Source organism: Actinomadura sp. WAC 06369, assembly GCF_003947565.1.
GTDB classification, from domain to species: Bacteria; Actinomycetota; Actinomycetes; order Streptosporangiales; family Streptosporangiaceae; genus Spirillospora; species Spirillospora rifamycini.
In genome coordinates, this window is sequence record NZ_QHJN01000001.1 from 166191 (window position 1) to 186121 (window position 19931).

The window sequence follows — 19931 nt, forward strand, 5'->3', positions numbered from 1 at the left end:
TCCGATCGGTCCCGGTCAGCCGGCCGGGGACCTCCGCGTCCCGGCCGCGAGGGAAGGACGCTCCGCCCCGTCCCCGCTCCCGGCCCGCCGGGCGGGAACCACCGCGACCGTGCACGGCGCCCGGTGGATCATCGCCTCGCTCGTCGCGCCCAGCGCCCGCGGATCGAGACGGCCCGTGCCCCGGGCGCCGACGACGAGCAGGTCCGCCTCGCCGACCGCCGCCGGCAGGGCCTCGCGCGGCGGATCCGGCAGGACGGCCAGTTCCACCTCGACGCCCGGATGCCTCGACCGCCACGGGGCGACGGCGTCCGCCACCCTGTCCGTCCGCGCCCGCACCAGCCGCTCGGCGTCGCCGAACAGCGGAAGCTCGGCCTCCCTCGCCGCTCCCGGCTCCCAGCAGGCGTGCACCACCCGCAGCGGCCACCCCCGCAGAGCGGCCTCGGCGAAGGCGAAGCCGAGCGCCGACGCGGCTCCCGCCGACCCGTCGAAACCCGCCACGATCCGCCCGGGTCGCGCCCGCGCCCGCCGGGCGACGAGCACCGGCCGCCGGGTGAGCGCCGGAAGGCGCAGCGCCGTCGACCACACCGGCAGCGGACGCCGGTCGTGCGTACCGACGACGACCAGTTCGGCGCGTTCCGATTCCCGTTGCAGCCCAGCCGCGGCCGAGCCCCGCACCAGGCACGTCCGGACGGGCCCGGCGGCGCCCAGCGCACGCGCCCGCCGGACGCCCTCGGCGAGGATGTTCTCCCCGACGCGCCTGACGCTGCCCTCCACGCGCGGGTCGGCATGGGACTCCGGATAGGGCCAGTACCAGCCGTGGCACATCACCAGGTCGCATCCGCGCAGTGCGGCCTCGTCGACCGCCCACCGCAGCGCGGCGTCGCTGCCCTCGAACCCGTCGTAGCCGAGCAGGACGTTCCGCCTGCCCGCCGGTGCGTCGCTCATCACTGCCCCTCGCGATCGGAACCGCCGGTTCACCTCGAAGTGTGCGCGGCGGGGCGCCGCCGCACATGGGTCGAAGGTCCCGGGGAACGGTGACCGATGTCCCTGCGGACCGCCACCGGCGGCACCGAGGCTGGAATCGCCGCCCACGGGCAACAAGGAGATGACATGGGCACACCGCAACGAAGAGAGCACCACGGCTTCCTTCCGGACCTGTTCGGCTGGGTCGAGGCCCCCGTCGGCACGCTGCGGCCCGAAACCGCCCCGGCGATGCGCGTGGAGGACTACCGCGAGGGCGGCGACCACGTCGTCCGGGTGGAACTGCCCGGGATCGACCCCGACGAGGACGTCGAGATCACCGTCACCGGCGACGTGCTCCGCATCCACGCCGAACGCCATGAGGAGAAGAAGCAGAACCACCGGTCGGAGTTCCACTACGGCGCTTTCACACGGTCGTTCACGCTCCCGCCGGAGACCCGGGCCGATGACATCAGGGCCTCGTACGACAAGGGGATCCTGACCGTCCGGATCCCCGTCCACCCGGCGGCCGCGCCCGAAGCCAGACGCATCGCCATCGAGAAGTGATACCCCGGAGAGAGAGGGCGCCAAGGAGGACCCGGCGTCCTCTCATGAGGCCCGGCTACCCCCTCGGACGGACGAGCGCGACCGGGCACTCCGCATGGTGCACGAGCGCGTGCCGCACGGCGTGGCGCCGGGGCAGGCGCGCCTCCGGCTGCGCGCGTTCGACGCCCGCGACGACCAGGTCGGCCTCGCGGGACGCGGCCACCAGCGCGGCCGCCGGGCGGTCCTGCACGATGTCCTCGATCACGTCGGCCTCCGGGTACCGGTGCCGCAGATCCGCGCACTCCTCGGCGATCCGCGAGCGCGCACGCTCTTCCGAACGCTCCAGATCCGAGGCGAGATGCTCCTCGTCCGTCCCTTTCGGGAGCGGGACCGCGTGGACGACCCGGACGCGGAGGCCGCGGGAGACCGCCTCCTCGAACGCGTAAGCCAGCGCGGAAGCGTCCCCTTCCAGGCTCGCCCCGACCGCCAGCTCGCCCCGCCGCCCCCCGGTCTCGCCTCGCACGACCACCACAGGCGACTGCGCGTACGCCACCACCCCCACGCTCACCGACCCCAGCAGCAGGCCGGCGAAACCTCCCAGACCCCGGTGCCCCACCACGAGTTCCGACGCGTGCTGCGAGCCCTCGCTCAGCACCCGGACGGTGCCGCCCACGGCCAGCCTGCACTCCAGCTCCACGTCGGGCCTCCAAGCGAGCGCGACCCGCTCCCCCTCCGCCAGGACCTGGTTGTCCGTCCAGGTGATCGACTCGGAATCATCCGGCGCCGCATGGAAAGGGATCTCGTACGGCCATACCTCGGACACATAGACCAGCCGCAGAACACGGCCCATGCGAACCGCCCGGTCGGCCGCCCACTCGACGGCCCGATCCGACGGCCGGGACCCGTCGACCCCCACGACGATCGGCAGCAGACCGCCGCCGCCGTCCCCCGCGCTCGTCTCCATCGGCTTCGCCTCCCCACGACTCGCCTACGTAGCCCTCGCAGACGGCCCCGGTCGTTCATGTCCATCCTGGCCGCTCCCCTCAGGCCGTCGCAGAGGGTGTTGGTCCAGTCCGTCCAGGACCAAAGTCCCCCGCGCCAGGACCACAAGCCAGGCGGGGAAACGTCGCCCCGCCCACCGCCCCAACGCACGGTGACGCGACCGCACCCAACCATTGGCTCTTGTAATGGACGGGTCGGGCTTCGCACCAACGCGCCGCGGACCTTGGTCACGGCTGCCGCCGCCTGAGTCGGCGCCGCCCCGCCGCGGCTGTGCGGTCCCCCTGTGCTCCCCCGCGGCGGACCGACGCCGACCGCACCGTCTCCAGGACTCCGAAATCTAGCATTCCAGTACGCCGGGCCGGGCGCCCCCTATGCAACATCATCAGCGGAAACACTGAGCTGAAAACCGGCTTCGGGTTGCCCGCTTCCGAACTGGCATGCTAGAACGCTACTCGGTCGGTCGTTGTGACCTGGCCCTCACGAGAGACGTCCGCGGGATCGCCCGGCCACGGGCGTCCGAGATCAGTCCCAGAAGGTGCAATGGACACGAACGCGAAGATCGCGCCGGAATCCGGCGGAGGCGGCTTCGACACCGATGTGATCGTCGTCGGGCTCGGCCCGGCGGGAGGGACCGCCGCGCTCGCCCTCGCGACCTACGGGGTCCGGGTGCACGCCGTGAGCATGTTCCCCTGGGTCGCCAACTCCCCCCGCGCGCACATCACCAACCAGCGCGCCGTCGAGGTGCTGCGCGACCTCGGCGTGGAGGAGGAGGCCGAGAAGTACGCCACTCCGTGGGACCAGATGGGCGACACGCTGTTCACCACGAGCCTCGCGGGCGAGGAGATCGTCCGGCTGCGGACGTGGGGCACTGGGGACCTGCGGTACGGGGACTACCTCAACGGCAGCCCGTGCTCGATGCTGGACATCCCGCAGCCGCTGATGGAGCCGGTCCTCATCAAGAACGCCGCCGAACGCGGCGCCGTGATCAGCTTCAACACCGAGTACCTCTCGCACGTCCAGGACGAGAGCGGCGTCACCGCGACCTTCCGCGATCGACGGACCGGGCGGGAGTTCCGCCAGCGGGCCCGCTACCTGGTCGGTATGGACGGCGCCAGGTCCAAGGTCGCCGAACACATCGGGCTGCCGTTCGAGGGCGAGCTCGCCCGCGCGGGAACCGCGTACATCCTCTTCGACGCGGACCTGAGCCGGTACGTGGCGCACCGCCCGAGCATCCTGCACTGGATCATGAACGCCCAGGCCGGGTTCGGGGAGATCGGCATGGGCCTGCTGCGGGCCATCGAACCGTGGCACCGCTGGATCGCCGGCTGGGGCTTCGACATGGCCGCCGGCGAGCCCGACCTCTCCGACGACGTGGTCGTCGAGCAGATCCGGACCCTGGTCGGCGACCCCGGCCTCGACGTCGACGTGCTCTCCAAGTCGTGCTGGTACGTCAACCAGCAGTACGCCACCGCGTACTCCTCCGGCCGGGTGTTCTGCGGCGGCGACGCGGTGCACCGGCATCCGCCGAGCAGCGGGCTCGGATCGAACACGAGCATGCAGGACGCCTTCAACCTCGCCTGGAAGCTCGCCTTCGTCGTCAAGGGGCACGCCGGGCCGGGGCTTCTCGACTCGTACTCCGGCGAGCGCGTGCCCGTCGGAAAGCAGATCGTGGCCCGCGCCAACCAGTCCCGCAAGGACTACGCCGGGATGCGCGAATGGTTCGACCACGACGCCCCCGACCCCGTGCTCGGCGGGCTCGCCAAGCTCAAGGAGGCGAGCCCCGAAGGCGTCGCGCGGCGGGAGCGGCTGTTCGAGGCGCTCGAGCTGAAGAACACCGAGTTCAACGCGCACGGCGTGGAGCTCAACCAGCGGTACGAGTCCGGTGCCGTCGTGCCCGACCCCGCGGCGGGCGAGGAGGAGTGGCCGCGGGACCGCGAGCTGTACCTGCAGGCCACGACACGCCCCGGAGCGAAGCTGCCGCACGCCTGGCTGGTCGGACCGGACGGTACCCGCGTCTCCACCCTCGACGTCGCCGGCAAGGGCGCCCTCACCCTGATCACGGGGCTGGGCGGGCACGCGTGGAAGGCGGCGGCCGGCAAGCTCGGGCTCCCCTTCCTCCGCACGATCGTCGTCGGCGAGGACGGGATCACCGACCCGTACGGCGACTGGCGCCGGATCCGCGAGGTGCATGAGGCCGGCGCCGTCCTGGTGCGCCCCGACGGCTACGTCGCCTGGCGGCACGGCGCCCCCGTCTGGGACGCCGCCGAAGCCCTGCGACTGCTCGAGGACGCCCTCGCGGCCGTCCTCGACCGACCGACCGACTCCCGGAGGGAATCATGAGCACTCGTCCGTACACCAGCGTCTGGAACGACCTCAACCAAGTCGAGTTCAGCCAGGGGTTCCTTCAGGCGGGCCCCTACCGCACCCGCTACCTGCACGCGGGGGACGACTCCAAGCCCGTCCTGCTGCTGCTGCACGGGATCACGGGGCACGCCGAGGCGTACGTGCGCAACCTGGCGGCGCACGCCGAGCACTTCTCGGTGTGGGCCATCGACTTCATCGGGCACGGCTACTCCACCAAGCCCGACCATCCGCTGGAGATCCCGCACTACGTGGACCAGGTCTCGCACGTCCTGGACGCGCTCGGCGCCGGCACCGCGTACCTCAGCGGCGAGTCGCTGGGCGGCTGGGTCACCGCACGGTACGCCATCGACCACGCCGACCGGGTGGAGAAGATCGTGCTCAACACCATGGGCGGCACGATGGCCAACCCGAAGGTCATGGAACGGCTCTACACCCTCTCGATGGAGGCCGCCCAGGATCCGTCCTGGGAGCGTGTCAAGGCCCGGCTGGAGTGGCTGATGGCCGACCCGTCCATGGTCACCGACGACCTGGTCCGCACGCGGCAGGCGATCTTCGAGCAGCCGGACTGGCTCAAGGCGTGCGAGATGAACATGGCGCTGCAGGATCTCGAGACACGGCGCCGCAACATGCTCACCGACGACGACCTGCGCTCGATCGCCGCCGAGGCCCTGGTGGTCTGGACGACCAAGGACCCCTCCGGCCCGGTCGACGAAGGACGCCGGATCGCCTCGCTCATCCCGAACGGCCGGCTCGCCGTGATCGAGAACTGCGGGCACTGGCCCCAGTACGAGGACACCGCCACGTTCGACCGGATCCACCTGGACTTCCTGCTCGGCCGCGCCGGCGAAGGCGGGACGCCATGACTCTCGCGCTGCTCGCCACCAGCCACAGCCCGCTGCTGGAGCACGCCGACCTGGACCCGGCCGTGGCCGCCGAGCTGGACGCCGCGTTCGGCGAGGCGCGCGCGTTCGTCCACGACTTCGACCCCGACATCGTCGTGAACTTCGGGCCCGACCACTACAACGGCTTCTTCTACAGTCTGATGCCGCCGTTCTGCGTCGGGTACGCGGCGGAGAGCATCGGCGACTACGGGAGCCCGGCCGGACGCCTGGACGTGCCGGAGGATGTGGCGCGCGAACTGGCCGAGGCGGTCATCGGCGAGGGCATCGACCTCGCGGTCTCGCTCGACATGCGGATCGACCACGGCGCCGTGCAGCCGATGGAGATCCTTTACGGCGACATCACCGCGAAGCCGTTCGTCCCGATCTTCATCAACTCGGTCGCGCCGCCGTTCACGCCGCTGCGGCGCGTCCGGCTCCTCGGCGAGGCCGTCGGCCGGTACCTGCGGACACGGGACGAGAAGATCCTGCTGATCGCCTCGGGCGGGCTGTCGCACGACCCGCCCGTCCCGCGGCTGGCCGACGCCACGCCCGACCAGCGCGAGATGCTGCTCGGGCGGGCCGGTCCGGTGACGCCCGAGGCGCGGCGGGCCCGCCAGCGGCGCGTGATCGACACAGCGCGCGAGTTCGCCGCCGGCACCGCCGCCATCCAGGACCTCGCGCCGGAGTGGGACCGGAAACTGCTGCGCGTACTGGCCTCCGGCGACCTCGCTCCGCTCGACGCGTGGTCGCCGGAGGAGATGACCCGGGTCGCCGGCAACTCCTCGCACGAGGTCCGCTCCTGGATCGCCGGGTACGCGGCGCTCGGCGCGGCCGGCGCTTACACCGTCCGATACGGCTACTACCGCCCGATCAGAGAACTGATCGCGGGCTTCGCCCTCACGACCGTCGCCCTCGCCTGAGCGGCCACGCGGTACCCCACCACCCCGCAGCGACCGGAGATCCCATGCCCAGTCCAGGCCACGCGCCCGCGTCGGCATCGCCGCTGAAAGTCGCCACGGCGAGCTTCATCGGCACCACCGTCGAGTACTACGACTTCTTCATCTACGGGACCGCGGCCGCGCTCGTGTTCCCGAGTCTGTTCTTCCCCGACTCCAGCCCCCTGGTCGGGACGCTGCTGTCCTTCGCCACGCTCGGCGTCGGCTTCCTCGCCCGGCCCGCCGGCGGCGTGCTCTTCGGCCATTTCGGGGACCGCGTCGGCCGGAAGAAGATGCTGGTCATCTCCCTGATCACCATGGGCGCGGCCACGGTTCTGATGGGACTCATGCCGGGCTACGCCCAGATCGGCGTCGCCGCGCCGATCCTGCTGACGCTGCTGCGCCTCGTCCAGGGCTTCGCGGTGGGAGGCGAATGGGGCGGCGCCACGCTGATGGCCGTCGAGCACGCCCCGCCCGGAAAGCGCGGCTTCTACGGGGCGTTCCCGCAGATGGGCGCGCCCGCCGGCGTCGGTCTCGCGACGATCGCCTTCTACCTCGCCTCCCAGCTGAGCAGTGCCCAGTTCGAATCGTGGGGCTGGCGGCTGCCGTTCCTGTTCAGCGCGCTGCTCGTGCTCGTCGGGATGGTGATCCGGTTGACGGTCGCGGAGAGTCCGGAGTTCGAGAAGGTGCGGGCCGGCAACGCGGACGTCAAGCTGCCGATCGCGGAGGCGTTCCGGCGCCACACCAAGGAGATCCTGCTCGTCGCCGGGGCGTACCTCAGCCAGGGCGTGTTCGCCTACATCTGCATGTCCTACCTGGTGTCCTACGCGGACGAGAACGTCGGCATCGAGCGCTCCCACGCGCTCATGGGAGTGTTCGTCGCCGCCGTGGTCGCCGTCGTCCTGTACGCGGTGTGCGGTGCCCTCGCCGACCGGTGGGGCCGCAAGACCATGTACTTCATCGGCGCGGTCGCCATGCTCGTCACCATCTGGCCCGCGTTCGCGCTGATCAACGCCGGCGGTTCCGTGAACTTCGCCATCGCGCTCGTCCTGGTCTTCGGCATCGCCATGGCACCGGCCGGAGGAGTCACCGGATCGCTGTTCAGCATGATCTTCTCGCCGGAGGTCCGCTACAGCGGCGCGTCGGTCGGCTACACCATCTCCCAGATCTGCGGCGCGGCCTTCGCCCCGATGATCGCCACCGCCCTGTACGCGGTGAACGACTCCAGCGGGCCCGTGGTCGGCTACCTCATGCTGGTCTCCGCCATCTCGGTCGTCTCGGTCCTTCTCCTGCCCGGCAGGCTGGGGCGGGCGGAGTCCTCCGGTCCCGTCGCGGGCGAGCCGGTCCGGGCGTCGGCCTGACCGGTGGTGCGCCGGGCGGCCCGGCCGCCCGGCGCCGTACACTCGGCCCGGTATGAACGAGAGGAACACGTGGTGAGCGGGGCCCCGAACGGCCGCTCGGGGCAGCGGCTGGGGCAGGTCGTCCTCGACGAGTTGAAGGAGCGGCTGCTCGACGGTCGGTACGAGGCGGGCGCGCGCCTCTCGATCGAGGAGCTCAAAGCCGAGTTCGGTGTCAGCAAGCAGCCGGTGATGGACGCGCTGCGCCGGCTGGAGACGGTCGGCATCGTGGAGATCATCCCGCAGAGCGGCTGCCGGGTCGCCGTGTACTCCCTCCAGGAGGTGCGGGACTTCTTCAAGCTCTTCGGCCGGTCCGAGGGCGAGCTCGCGGCGGCGGCCGCGGCCCGGCGCACCGACGAGCAGCTCCGGGCCCTGGAGGACGTCTGGCAGCGGACCGAGGATCTGGGCGCCGGCCCCGATCCGGAGACCCGGCGCCGCGGCTACCGGGGCCTGAACCGCGAGTTCCACCTCACCATCCACCGCATGGCGCACTCGCGGATCATGGCCGAGCTGAGCGAACGCATGTGGGACATGTCCGATTTCTTCATCGCCACGTTCGGCAGTGCGCGGCTCATGGCGGACGCGGTGCGCGAGCGCAACCACGACCACGACGTGATCCGCCACGCCATACGCTCCCGGAAGGCCGAGGTCGCCCGAGTCGCGATGGAATCCCACATCGTCGGAACACTCGACCTCTTCACGTAGGACGACTTCTCGCAGTCGGTCGCGTCTGAGAAGTGGTCTCGTCTCGGCGCGCGCGGGCGCGGTAGGCACGTTGCCTGCAGCCGGGCGAGCAGTACGTGCGCGGGCGTCCGCGTGCGGGCCGCTCGACGGCGCCTCCGCAGGACGGACAGATCGGCCCGGCCTTTTCGTCACGCACGGCATCCGTCTTTACGTCACGGGCGCGGGCCGCCGCGACGAGATCGGTGCGGGCGCGAGGGCCGAGCGGTGTGCGCGTCTCCAGCTCCGCGTCGAGGTACGAGCACCGGATGATGTCGTCGTCCTCGCACCGCAGGAGATGGTTCAGGTAGTCGCGGGCGGCGGTGAGCCGCTCGACCCGCTCGTCCAGGCGGTCGATCTCGGCGCGCATCGTACGCCGCCAGGTGTCCAGGTCGGCCGTGCCGGACGCCACGACCGCCGCGGCGTCGAGCGGCATCATGCCGACGACGCGGCACAGGTAGGCGAGGCCGAGCCGCCGCAGGTCGTCCTCCCCGTAGAACCGCCTGCCGCCGTGCCGGGCGGTGGGCGCGACCACGCCCTGCCGGTCCCACCAGCGCAGCGTGGACGGCGCCAGCCGGTACAGGGCGGCGGCCTCACCGATCGGGACCGCATCGTCGCTTGACATGAAGACGACTTTAACTCCGAGGATCTCGGTGAGGATAGCCTTCCCTAAGGAACGTATTCGTGACGATCACCGAAACGACGTCGACCCAGGACGCCGAAGATCCCCCGCCGGCACCGCCCCCCGCCCCCGATACCGACACCTCGCGACTCGTGCGGGCGGGCGCGCTGGGACGGCTGCTGCGTCCCGTCCGCCCCCACCTGATCGGCTGCACCGTCCTGTCGGCGGTGGGCACGGCCGCCGGGCTGGCCCCCTACATCGCCATCGCCGAGATCGCCCGCGCGGCGCTCGCCGGCGCTCCCGACGCCGCCATCCGGACGTGGGTCGCCGTCGGCGCGGCGGGCGCGGTACTGCGGCTGGTGCTGCTCTTCGCGTCCTCGCGCCTCGGGCACTACGCGGACGCCGCGATCCTGCACCACCTCCGGGTCCGGATCGTCCGGCACCTGGGGCTCCTGCCGCTCGGCTGGTTCCGCGCCGCCGGGTCCGGCCGGGTGAAGAAGGCCATGACCGACGACCTGGAGGAGATGCACCAGCTCATCGCGCACTCGCTCCGGGAACTCGTCGGCGCGGTCACGGCGATGGCGGTCGGGCTGGCCTACCTGGTGCTCGTCGACTGGCGGATGGCGCTGGTCACCGCCGCGGTCCCGGCCGCGATGCTGGTCGCCTACCGGGTCTCGATGCGCTCCATGTCCGCTCACCTCGCCCGGCTCGCCGCGGCCACCGGACGCATCAACACCACCGTCGTCGAGTACGCCGACGGGATCACGGTCGTCAAGACGTTCGGCGGCGGCGACACCGGCCTCGGCCGCTTCGGGGAAGCGGTCGCCGAGCACACCGAGGCGATGCGCGTCTGGGTGGCCGAGACCCGGATCAGCTCGGCCCTCTCGCGCCTGCTGGCCTGCGAGCCCGCCGTCCTCGCCGTGGTCCTGGCCGCCGGGGTGCCGCTCGTCGCGTCCGGCGGGCTCCCCGCCGCCGACCTGCTGCCGTTCCTCATCGTCGGGATCGGCCTGCCGACGCCGATCGTCCCGGCCGTCCAGGGCGGCCAGGGCCTGCGGCAGGGACGGATGGCCGCCACCGGCATCGACGCCCTGCTGTCCCGGGAGCCGCTGCCGCGGCCGACCGCGCCGCGGCCCCCGGACGGCCACCGCGTCGAGTTCGACCGCGTCTCGTTCTCCTACGACGGCGTCACCGACGCGATCACCGACGTCACGTTCGTGTGCGAACCGGGCACCGTCACCGCGCTCGTCGGGCCGTCCGGCGCGGGCAAGTCGACCATCGCGAGCCTGCTGCCCCGGTTCTACGACGTGACCGGCGGCGCGATCCGGATCGGCGGCGCCGACCTCCGCGAGATCCCGGCCGAGGCGCTGCTGTCGTCGATGTCGCTGGTGTTCCAGGACGTGGCGCTGCTGCGCGACACCGTCACCGAGAACATCCGCGTGGGACGACCGGACGCCGGCCTCCGGGACGTGCGGCGCGCGGCGGAGGCCGCGCAGATCCACGACGTCGTCGAGCGGCTCCCGGACGGCTACGGCACCGTGCTCGGCACCGACGGCGCCGGGTTGTCGGGCGGCGAGCGCCAGCGGCTGACGATCGCCCGCGCGATCCTGTCGGACGCGCCCATCGTCGTCCTCGACGAAGCCACCGCATCACTCGACCCCGACAGCCAGGACGCCGTCCAGGAGGCCCTGTCCACGCTCGCCGCGGGCAAGACGGTGCTGGTCATCGCCCATCGCCTGAACACCGTCCGGGGCGCCGACCAGATCGTCGTCCTCGACGGCGGGCGCGTCGCCGAGACCGGCGCCCACGACGACCTCATCGCCCGCGACGGGCTGTACGCCCGCATGTGGCGCGCCCAGCGGAACGGAGCCGACACATGATCCGCAAGCTGTACCGGCTGCTGCCGCACCCCGGGCTGATCGCCCGGCTGGGCGCGCTCACCACCGTCCTCGCCGTCCTGCAGGGCCTGCTGCTCGGCGCGCTCGTCCCGATCCTGCGGGCGCTGCTGCGCCCCGAACCGGACGTCGGCGCGGCCGTCCCGTGGCTCGTCGCGGGCGGCGCGGGCCTCGCCGTGTACGCGGTGCTGACCGTGCTGGCCGTCCCGGTCGGCTTCGCCGCCGCCATGCAGATGACGGCCCGGCTGCGGCACCGGCTGATGGAGCACGCGACGACGCTGCCGCTCGGCTGGTTCACGACCGAACGCAAGGCGCGGCTCGCCCGCACGGTCACGACGGACGCCGGCGCCATCGGCACGCTCGCCGTGACGATCGGGCAGCCCGCCCTGACGTCCGTCCTCGTGCCCGCCACCATCGTCGGCGTCACCTGTGCGGTCGACTGGCGGCTCGCGCTGCTGTTCGTCGCCGTCGCGCCGTTCGCGTACGTGACGCTGCGCTGGTCCGGGCGGGTGTCGACCGCCGCGGACGAGGAGCTGCACGCGGCCGCCACCGAGATCGCGGGCCGCGCGATCGAGATCGGCCAGGCGCAGCCCGTGCTGCGCGCCGCGGGCCGCGGGGGGACGGGCGGCGACCGGATGCGCGAGGCCCTCGACGAGCACCGCAGCAGCTACCGGCGCGGCCTCAACCGAGCGATGCTCCCCGACCTCGGGTTCACCGGCGTGGTCATGGCCGGGTTCGTCGCCGTCCTGGTGCTCGGCGCGCACCTTCTGGTCTCCGGGGGCCTCGGCGTCCCCGACACCGTCGCGCTGCTCGTCCTCGCCGTCCGGTTCCTGGAGCCGCTCGGCACGCTGATCGAACTGGACGGGGCGCTGCGGGCGATGGTGAACAACGTCGGCCGGGTGGAAGCCGTCCTGAACGCGCCCGCCCTGCCGCGGGCCCCGCACCCCGTGCGGCGCGCCGCGGACGCCTCCATCGAGTTCGACGACGTCACCTTCGCCTACGGGGACGCCTCGGCGCCCGCGTTGTCCGGCGTCTCGTTCCGCTGCCCCGCCGGGAGCACCACCGCGCTCGTCGGACCGTCCGGCTCGGGCAAGACGACCGTGACGCGGCTCGTCGCCCGGTTCCACGACACCGGCTCCGGGCACGTCCGGGTCGGCGGCCGGGACGTCCGCGAGTACGACCACGCCGCCCTGCTCGACGACATCGCGATCGTGTTCCAGGACGTGTACCTGTTCGACACGACGATCGAGGAGAACCTGCTGCTGGCCCGCCCGGACGCCACCCGCGCCGACCTCGACGCCGCCGCCCGCGAGGCCCGCCTGGACGAGGTCGTCGACCGGCTCCCGGACGGCTGGGCCACGCGCGTCGGCGAGGGCGGCGCGCAGCTGTCCGGCGGCGAGCGGCAGCGCGTGTCCATCGCCCGCGCGTTCCTCAAGCGCGCCCGGATCGTCCTCGTCGACGAGGCCGCGTCCGCGCTCGACCCGGAGAGCGAGAGCGCGGTCGGGCAGGCCATCGGGCGCCTCGCCCGCGACTCGGACCGCACCGTCATCGTGATCGCGCACCGGCCCGCCACGCTGGCCGCCGCCGACCACGTCGTCGCCCTGGACGGCGGCCGGGTCACCGAGACCGGGCGTCCGGTGGACCTGCGGGCCGCCGGGGGCGCCTTCGCCCGGCTCTTCGACCAGTACGAGCGAACGCAGAGCTGGCGCATCACCTCGTCCGGTCCCCCGGCGCCGCACGCGTGACCGCGCCCCACCGCGCCGGCACCGCCCGGTGTGCGCCCGCACCCCGCGGGCGCACCCTGGCGGTCGTCGGCGCCCTCTACCTGGTCGCCAACACGGGCTACTCGTTCTTCTTCCTCGCCCTCGGCACGATCCTGCTTTCGCGGGACGTGCCGCTCGGAGCCGTCGCCGCGATCAACATGCTCGGCGCGGTGTACTTCCTGCGGTTCCTCACGGCCCCGATCATCGACCGCGCCCGCCCGTCCGGGTTCGGCCGCTACCGGGGCTGGCTGCTGCTGACGCAGCCGCCGCTGATCGCGACCCTGGCCGCACTCGCCGCGCTCGACCCGGTCGCCGACCTGCCGCTGACGCTCGCGCTGACGATCGTCTTCCTGGGGTTGTCGGTGTTCCACGACACGGCGCTGAACGGGCTGGCGGTACGGCTCCTTCGGCGCGGCGAGCACGGAGTCGGCAACGGCGTGCAGATGGCGTCGGCCTCCGCGTCACTCCTCATCGGCTCCAGCGGCGCCCTGCTGCTGTACGCGCACGCGGGCTGGACCGTCACGCTCCTCGCGCTCGCCGCCGTCCACCTCGTCCCCTTCGCCGTCCTCACCCGCATCCGCGAACCGCCCGAACCGGACGGCCGAGCGGCCGCGGCACCGCGGGTGCTCGGCGCACTGTTCCGGGACCGCCGGGCCGCCGCGTGGGCGCTGCTGGTGATCCCGGTCTTCGCCGTCAGCGAGTGGCTCGCGACGGCCGTCCAGCCCGCCATGCTGCTGTCCGCCGGGTGGTCCACCGACCGCATCGCGCTGGCCACGTCCGCGGCGACCGGCGCCCAGGTCGTCGCGGCGCTCGCCACCGGCGCGGCCGTCGGCCGGTACGGACGGACACGTCCCGCCCTCGTCACGGGGGTGCTCGGCATCGCCGGGGTCGCCGCCCTCCTCCCCCTCGCCGCCGGGCACGCCCCCCTCGTGCCGACGCTCGCCGCCATGACCGTCGTCTCGATCGTCTACGGGGCGAAGGTCACCTGGATCGCCGCGACGTCCATGGCGCTCGCCCGTCCCGCGTCCGCGGCGACCGACTACAGCGTCCCGATGGCGATCGAGGGCATCTTCGTCACCGTCGCAAGCTCGGCGGCCCTGGCCCTCGCCGCCGCCGCCGGATTCACGTGGACCGTCGCGCTCGCGGCCGTCCTGGCCGTCGCCGGAGCCGTCGTCGCCCCGCGCTGGCGCACCACGTGACCCCCGCGGCCGGGCCGCCGGGAAGCGCGGCACCGTTCGGTCGCCGCGACGACATCCCCGGCGTCGCGTGGCCGGGACACCGGTCGCTGCCCGGCGGTTCGGCCGGGCCTGGCGTGAGTCAGGATGCGGCGCGCTGCTGCTTGAGGCGGAGTTCCTCCTTGCGGACCTCGGCCTGGACGGCCTGCTCGCGTTCCAGCCAGTCGGGCCTTTCGGCCTTCAGGTTCTCGATCTCGGCCGTGGTGAGGGGGCCCGTGATACCGGCGCGGGCCAGCCCCGAGATGGAGACGCGGAGCTTGGCGGCGACGACCTGGCGGGGGTGGGGGCCCTCACGGCGCAGGTCCGCCAGCCAGGAGGGCGGGTCGGCTTGGAGCGCGTTCAATTCGTCCCGGGAGACGGGACCTTCCTGGAACTCGGCGGGTGCTGCCGACAGCAGGATCCCCAGCTTCTTGGCCGCGGTCGCGGACTTCATGGTCTGCGGGGTCTTTGTTTTGGACGTGCCCATGACCTCAAGGGTAGCCAGCGGGAGGGGACCGTCTGGACGTGACTAGGGTGGCGGAGTGACCGATAGCGAGTTCCGGCTGGCCTACGTGCCGGGCGTGACGCCCGGGAAGTGGGCCGGGGTGTGGGCCGAGCGGGTCCGGGAGGTGCCGCTTCGCCTGCTGCAGACGCCGGCGACCGAGGTCGTCCCCCTGCTGCGGAACGGTGGCGTGGACGCGGCGTTCGTACGCCTGCCCGTCGACCGCGAGGGGCTCCACGTGATCCCGCTGTACCTGGAGACGACCGTGGTGGTGGTGCCGAAGGACCACGCGGTGGCCGCGGTGGAGGAGGTGGAGCTCGCCGATCTCGCCGACGAGGACGTGTTCGAGCCCCTCGACGACGTGCTGACCTGGGACGACCGCCCGGGGCAGCCTGCCTTCACCCGTCCCGAGAGCACCGCCGGCGCGATCGGGTTGGTGGCGTCGGGAACCGGCGTCCTGCTGCTCCCGCAGTCCCTGGCCCGCCTCCACCACCGCAGAGACCTCACCTACCGGACCGTGACCGACGCCCCCCAGTCCCGGATCGGTCTGGCCTGGCTCGATGCCGAGACGACCGACCTCATGGAGGAACTGATCGGCATCGTCCGCGGCCGCACCCCCAACAGCTCCCGTGGCCGCAATCCCCAGCAGCCCGCCCGCAAGAAGCCGCCGCAACAGCGCCCCGCCTCCAAGCACCGCCGCCAGAAGCGGCGCCGGAGGTGACGAGAGCTCCGTAGTTCCGGGGTTCGAGTCTGCGCGGTTCGTTCGCCGGTCGGGAGTGCGGGCGGCCGTTACCCGGTCGCTTCTTCGACCAGGCTGCCGTACAGATGCGGGTGGCGCTTGGCCAGCGGATCGAGGTGGTGCCCCATCATCTTGTCGTTGGACTCCCGCAGGTCGAGCTCCAAGACGAGCTGCTCCTCGAACTCGGGGCGCGTCCAGTAGCCGGTCGGGTAGCGCATCACCGCGATCGGCTGTCCCGGGACGAAGTCGTCGGCGCGCAGTACCTGGCTGCCCAGCCCGGCGGGGTCGTCCAACCGGTTGACCGACACCAGGTGGACGCGGTTCTCCTCGGTGCGCTCGGTCGCGGCGACGTGCATGGCCTCGGGCGTGCCCCACGCGGTGGGATGGACGATCAGCTCGGCGCCCTCCAGCGCGAGGGCGCGGGCGATCTCCGGCACCCACACCTCGTCGCCGATCATGAAGCCGAGCCGTCCGATCGGGGTGTCGGCGACCGTCAGGGAATCGCCGGGCGCCGCCCACGCGCGGTCGCCGTCGGTCAGGTGCGTCTTGCGGTAGCGGTGGACGGTCGCGCCGGTGTCGTCGACCAGGTGGACGGTCGAGTGGTACCCCTCGCCGGACTCCTCGACGAGGTCGACGGCCACCCAGATCTTCGCCTCCGCGCAGGCGGCCGCGATGCGCGCCAGGACGTCCCGGGACACCGCCGCGGCGCGCGCCGGGTCGGCCGCCACCTCGCCGGACTCGAAGCAGAAGAGCTCGGGCAGCACGCCGAGCCGGGCGCCGGACCGGGCCGCGTGGGAGATCTGCCCGAGCGCGCGGCGCACCGTCCACTCGGTGTTGCGGGAGAAGCTGACCTGCATGATCGCGACCGGCAGCGGCCGGGGCGGCATGTCCGCCGGGGCCGGACCGTACATGGCGGCGGCCGGGACCTCGTCCAGCGGGCGGGCCAGCGGGGCGTACAGGTCCGGGCGGCGCCACGCGAACAGGTCGGCGACCCCGGGCATCCGCTTGTCGCGGGCCGCGGCGGGTTCGATGTCGGCCGTCACGAGGCCGGGCTCGGCCTCGCCCGCGTCGGCGAGCCGGGTCCCGTCCGGGGCGACGATCTGGCTGCCGCCCATCCAGGGCCACTCGTGTTCGGGGCCGCCGACGGTGTTGGCCGCGACGTGCCACACGCGGTTCTCCATCGCGCGCAGCGGCACGTGGACGCGGAACTCGTCCGGGCCCCGGGAGTTCAGCGAGTTGCAGAGGATCTCCGCGCCGAGCAGCGCGAGCGCCCGCGGGGTGTCGGGGACGATGCCGTCCGCGCACAGCAGCAGGCCGATCCGGCCGAGCGCGGTGTCGTGGACCTCGTACGGCTCGTCGCCCGGCTCGAACAGCGTGTACTCGTAGTCCCAGAGGACGTGCTTGTTGTGGACGCCGATGACCTCGCCGTCCGGGCCGATGAGCACGGACGCGATGTGCACGACCGGCTCGGCGGCGCCGCGCAGGTCGACGCCCGCCGCGATGTGGACGCCGAGGTCGGCGGCGGTGGCGCGCAGCCCCGTCACGAACGGTCCCGACAGCTCCTCGCTGCGCGCCCAGCATTCGGCTCGGTCGGCGTAGTCGCGGACCCGGTTGGCGTTCTCCGGGAGGACGACCAACTGGGCGCCCGCGGCGGCGGCGCGGCGCACGTACTCCCTGCACAGCGCCAGGTTCTCGACGGGGTCGGTCCCGGAGAAGAACTGGGCGGCGGCGACGCGAATCTTCGTCATGGTGGTGCTCCTCTCGTCGTGGGGCGGCCGGTCAGAGGGTCGCCAGCAGGCGGCCCGCGCCGGGGATCCGGTCCCCGATCCCGTTGGTGCGGTAGGCGTGCCAGAGGGTCGCGGCGTTGATCGCGACCACGGGCTTGCCGAGCTCCTCTTCCAGTTCGGCCGCGACTCCCATGACCGGCAGGTTCGTGCCCGCCTGGACGAGGGCCTCCACGTCCGGGCCGTCCACCTCGGCGAACGCGGCGCGCAGCTCGTCCCGGGTGACGCCGGCGATGGACGTCGCGGACGCGCACTTCAGGCCGCGGACGCCGGCCACCTCGTGGCCGAGTTCGGTGAAGAACCGGCGGACCTGCTCGTCGGCGACGGGCTGGTACGGGGTGACGACGCCGATGCGGGAGACGCCCAGCCGGGCCAGCGCCGCCCGGCACGCGGACGCGCCGGTCGTGACGTCCAGCCCGGACAGGTCGCGGATGAGGCGTTCGAACTCGGCGTTGCCGTCCACGCCGCCCCAGAAGGTCTCCGCGCTCATGCCCATGATGAGGTGGTCGGGTTCGCAGGTGAGCACCGACTCCACGGCCTTGCCGATCTCCGCGCGCAGCTCGGTGAGGAACGTCCTGAAGCTCGCGTCGTCGTCGAGCGCCGCGTTGCGGATGAGGATCCGCCCGGCGTGGAAGGACACGCCGTCCGCGCGGTGGCGGTAGTACTCGTCCTCCACGACGGTGTTGGTGGACGGGACGATCACGCCGAAGACGCGGCGGTCGGCGAGCACGGTGGTCATGGAGTCCTCTCCTCGGCTGGCGGTCGGTCGGGGAAGCGGGCGGCCAGCCCGGGCAGGCCGAGCAGGTCGTTGAAGTCGGTCCAGGTCATCGCGGGGTCGGGGGCGCGGCCGTGGCGCAGGATGCTCCGGTAGGCGGTGCGCATGGCCGCGGCGCCGGCGAGCGCCGCCGCGACCGGGTACAGCAGGAGCCGGCCGCCGGCGCGGCCGAGGACGTCGGCCGGGTCGGCGGCGGGCCCGGCCGCCGAGCAGTTCACCACGAGCGGGAGCCCGCGGGCCGCGTCCCGGACCCGGCGCAGCAGCTCGGCGTCCACGACGCCCTCCGCCATGATCGCGTCGGCTCCGGCCGCGGCGAACGCGGCGACCCGGCGGAGCATCTCGTCGGGCCCCGCGGCCCGCAGCGCGTCCGTCCTGGCGATCACCACCAGGCGGCGGCGCACCGAAACGGCCGCGTCGAGCCGGGCCAGCGCCACGGGAAGGCCGACCACCTCGACGCCGGGTTCGTGGCCGCAGCGCTTCGGCTGCACCTGGTCCTCCAGGTGCAGGGCGGCGGCTCCCTCCCGCTCGTAGCGGCGGACGGTCTCGGCGACCTGCGGCGGGTCCCCGTAGCCGGTGTCGGCGTCGGCGACGATCGGCACGCCGGTGCCTGCGACGACGCGCCGCAGGGCGGCGAGCATGTCGCTCGCGCCGGTGAAGCCGAGGTCCGGCAGCCCGAGTTCGCTCGCGCCGACGAGCGCGCCGGACAGATGCACCGCTTCGAAGCCCGCGGCCTCGGCGAGCCGCGCGCTCAGCGCGTCGTGGCATCCGGCGGCCAGGACCGGCGGCCCGGAGTTCAGCGAGCCGCGCAGCCGGTCGGCGGGATGGGTGTCCGCGGTGCTCACGATCCGCTCCCCGTCCACGCGGCGGCGATGTCGGCGCCGGTGCGGACGTCCCCGTACTTGGCGTCGATGTCGAACAGGGCGGCGTCGTGGGGGCGCGGGTCGCGGTCGGCGACGGCGTCGGCCGCGACGGCCGCACGGAACCCGTGGCTCAGCGCGTCGACGACCGTGGCCCGCACGCAGCCGCTGGTGCTGACACCGGTGACCACCACCGAGTCCACCCCCTGGGCGTGCAGGGTCGCCGCCAGTGACGTTCCGAAGAACGCGCTGGGGTACTGCTTGCGGACGGTGAGGTCGCCTTCCCTCGGGACGAGTTCGGCGGGCGGCAGGGCCAGGGGGGACCCTTCGTCGAACAGCCGGAGGGCGGGCACCTTGCGGTAGAACCAGCCGCCGTCCGCGCCGCCCGGCGTGTACGAGACGTAGGTGAAGACCACCGGGTGCCCTTGGGCGCGGGCGTGCTCCGCCAGCGTGACGACGCGTTCCAGCGCGGCCGGTGCGGCGGGCGCGAAGAGCGGGCTGCCCGGGTCGAGGTAGGCGCGGACCAGGTCGACGACGAGCAGGGCCGGACGGGCGCCGAGGCCGAGGCGTCCGCCGAATCCGGCCTCGCGGTAGTCGTCGGCGAGCGGCCGGCCGGTCGCGGAGTCAGACATCGATCTGGATCGCCGCGCGCTCGGCCAGGATCGGAGCGACGAGGTCCGCGACGAGTGCGCGGTGCGCGGGGTGCCGCTGGTAGGCGTGCCAGCCGTCCGCGTCGTCGAAGTCGAGGACGGCCGCGAAGTCGTGGCCGTTCTCGCCGAGGGCGAGGTCCGGTCCGCAGGAGAGCGCGCGGATCTGGCCGATCGCGGCGGGCAGCGCGCGGAAGGCGTCCGCGGCGGCCGCCCGCTGCGCTTCGGTGGCCTCGGGGCTCCAGCGAAGCAGAATGATGTGTCGCAGCATGGCGACGTCCCTCCGGGCTCTTTCATCGAAACGATGCACCCGGCTACCACATTGTGAGAG

19 protein-coding genes are annotated in these 19931 nt (G+C 73.1%); 10 read left to right on the forward strand and 9 right to left on the reverse strand.

What is annotated here, in order from left to right; genetic code table 11:
• Window positions 1-15: 15 nt before the first annotated feature.
• Window positions 16-945, reverse strand: a complete 930-nt coding sequence (locus tag DMH08_RS00730; protein WP_125610892.1) for a universal stress protein — start codon at window positions 943-945, stop codon at window positions 16-18.
• Between the two features lie 165 nt (window positions 946-1110).
• On the opposite strand from DMH08_RS00730, the gene DMH08_RS00735 reads away from it, so the two are divergent.
• On the forward strand, window positions 1111-1527 hold the full coding sequence (locus DMH08_RS00735; RefSeq protein ID WP_026403437.1) for an Hsp20/alpha crystallin family protein: 417 nt from the start codon (window positions 1111-1113) through the stop codon (window positions 1525-1527).
• Between the two features lie 55 nt (window positions 1528-1582).
• Here DMH08_RS00735 and DMH08_RS00740 read toward each other — a convergent pair whose 3' ends face one another.
• Entirely contained in the window at window positions 1583-2470 is an 888-nt protein-coding gene (locus DMH08_RS00740) for a universal stress protein (RefSeq protein ID WP_051300935.1), read from the reverse strand.
• A gap of 578 nt (window positions 2471-3048) precedes the next feature.
• On the opposite strand from DMH08_RS00740, the gene DMH08_RS00745 reads away from it, so the two are divergent.
• The 5 genes from DMH08_RS00745 (at window position 3049) to DMH08_RS00765 (ending at window position 8790) form a co-directional block, all read left to right on the forward strand.
• The gene (locus DMH08_RS00745; protein ID WP_125610894.1) at window positions 3049-4848 is read left to right on the forward strand and encodes an FAD-dependent monooxygenase; all 1800 of its coding nucleotides are present in this window, start codon (window positions 3049-3051) and stop codon (window positions 4846-4848) included.
• Entirely contained in the window at window positions 4845-5735 is an 891-nt protein-coding gene (locus tag DMH08_RS00750) for an alpha/beta fold hydrolase (RefSeq protein WP_026403434.1), read from the forward strand. Before DMH08_RS00745 ends, DMH08_RS00750 begins: the two co-directional genes overlap by 4 nt.
• Window positions 5732-6673 carry a 3-carboxyethylcatechol 2,3-dioxygenase gene (locus tag DMH08_RS00755; RefSeq protein WP_125610896.1) on the forward strand — a complete coding sequence of 314 codons (942 nt, stop codon included), beginning with the start codon at window positions 5732-5734 and terminating at the stop codon, window positions 6671-6673. The genes DMH08_RS00750 and DMH08_RS00755 overlap by 4 nt, the downstream gene beginning before the upstream one ends.
• 44 nt (window positions 6674-6717) lie before the next feature.
• Complete coding sequence (locus DMH08_RS00760; RefSeq protein ID WP_125610898.1) at window positions 6718-8049, forward strand: MFS transporter; 1332 nt, start codon at window positions 6718-6720, stop codon at window positions 8047-8049.
• Window positions 8050-8121: 72 nt separating this feature from the next.
• The gene (locus DMH08_RS00765; protein WP_199747541.1) at window positions 8122-8790 is read left to right on the forward strand and encodes a GntR family transcriptional regulator; all 669 of its coding nucleotides are present in this window, start codon (window positions 8122-8124) and stop codon (window positions 8788-8790) included.
• Here DMH08_RS00765 and DMH08_RS00770 read toward each other — a convergent pair.
• Window positions 8783-9430, reverse strand: coding sequence for a MerR family transcriptional regulator (locus tag DMH08_RS00770; protein WP_125610900.1), 648 nt, complete (start codon window positions 9428-9430; stop codon window positions 8783-8785). The genes DMH08_RS00765 and DMH08_RS00770 overlap by 8 nt on opposite strands.
• A 59-nt stretch (window positions 9431-9489) precedes the next feature.
• On the opposite strand from DMH08_RS00770, the gene DMH08_RS00775 reads away from it, so the two are divergent.
• The 3 genes from DMH08_RS00775 to DMH08_RS00785 are packed head-to-tail and all read left to right on the forward strand — an operon-like array spanning window position 9490 to window position 14281.
• The gene (locus tag DMH08_RS00775) at window positions 9490-11304 is read left to right on the forward strand and encodes an ABC transporter ATP-binding protein (RefSeq protein ID WP_233617324.1); all 1815 of its coding nucleotides are present in this window, start codon (window positions 9490-9492) and stop codon (window positions 11302-11304) included.
• Window positions 11301-13064, forward strand: a complete 1764-nt coding sequence (locus tag DMH08_RS00780) for an ABC transporter ATP-binding protein (protein WP_125610902.1) — start codon at window positions 11301-11303, stop codon at window positions 13062-13064. Before DMH08_RS00775 ends, DMH08_RS00780 begins: the two co-directional genes overlap by 4 nt.
• A complete protein-coding gene (locus DMH08_RS00785) occupies window positions 13061-14281 on the forward strand; it encodes an MFS transporter (RefSeq protein ID WP_125610904.1) in 1221 nt (406 codons plus the stop codon). Before DMH08_RS00780 ends, DMH08_RS00785 begins: the two co-directional genes overlap by 4 nt.
• 118 nt (window positions 14282-14399) lie before the next feature.
• Here DMH08_RS00785 and DMH08_RS00790 read toward each other — a convergent pair whose 3' ends face one another.
• Window positions 14400-14783: a DUF5997 family protein gene (locus DMH08_RS00790; protein ID WP_026403428.1), complete on the reverse strand. Its 384-nt coding sequence runs from the start codon at window positions 14781-14783 to the stop codon at window positions 14400-14402.
• Between the two features lie 55 nt (window positions 14784-14838).
• On the opposite strand from DMH08_RS00790, the gene DMH08_RS00795 reads away from it, so the two are divergent.
• Window positions 14839-15519, forward strand: a complete 681-nt coding sequence (locus DMH08_RS00795) for a LysR family substrate-binding domain-containing protein (protein ID WP_026403427.1) — start codon at window positions 14839-14841, stop codon at window positions 15517-15519.
• Window positions 15520-15587: 68 nt separating this feature from the next.
• Here the strand turns inward: DMH08_RS00795 and DMH08_RS00800 are convergent, their stop codons facing one another.
• From DMH08_RS00800 to DMH08_RS00820, 5 genes are read right to left on the reverse strand one after another with little or no spacing between them, the layout of a single operon-like run.
• Window positions 15588-17285 carry a carbon-nitrogen hydrolase family protein gene (locus tag DMH08_RS00800; RefSeq protein ID WP_125610906.1) on the reverse strand — a complete coding sequence of 566 codons (1698 nt, stop codon included), beginning with the start codon at window positions 17283-17285 and terminating at the stop codon, window positions 15588-15590.
• 31 nt (window positions 17286-17316) lie between these two features.
• Entirely contained in the window at window positions 17317-18060 is a 744-nt protein-coding gene (locus tag DMH08_RS00805; RefSeq protein ID WP_026403426.1) for a maleate cis-trans isomerase family protein, read from the reverse strand.
• Complete coding sequence (locus DMH08_RS00810) at window positions 18057-18938, reverse strand: isocitrate lyase/PEP mutase family protein (RefSeq protein WP_034518950.1); 882 nt, start codon at window positions 18936-18938, stop codon at window positions 18057-18059. Before DMH08_RS00810 ends, DMH08_RS00805 begins: the two co-directional genes overlap by 4 nt.
• Window positions 18935-19585 (reverse strand): isochorismatase family protein, encoded by a 651-nt coding sequence (locus tag DMH08_RS00815; RefSeq protein WP_125610908.1) that lies wholly within the window; start codon window positions 19583-19585, stop codon window positions 18935-18937. The genes DMH08_RS00810 and DMH08_RS00815 overlap by 4 nt, the downstream gene beginning before the upstream one ends.
• Window positions 19578-19871: a Dabb family protein gene (locus DMH08_RS00820; RefSeq protein WP_026403424.1), complete on the reverse strand. Its 294-nt coding sequence runs from the start codon at window positions 19869-19871 to the stop codon at window positions 19578-19580. Before DMH08_RS00820 ends, DMH08_RS00815 begins: the two co-directional genes overlap by 8 nt.
• Window positions 19872-19931 lie beyond the last annotated feature (60 nt).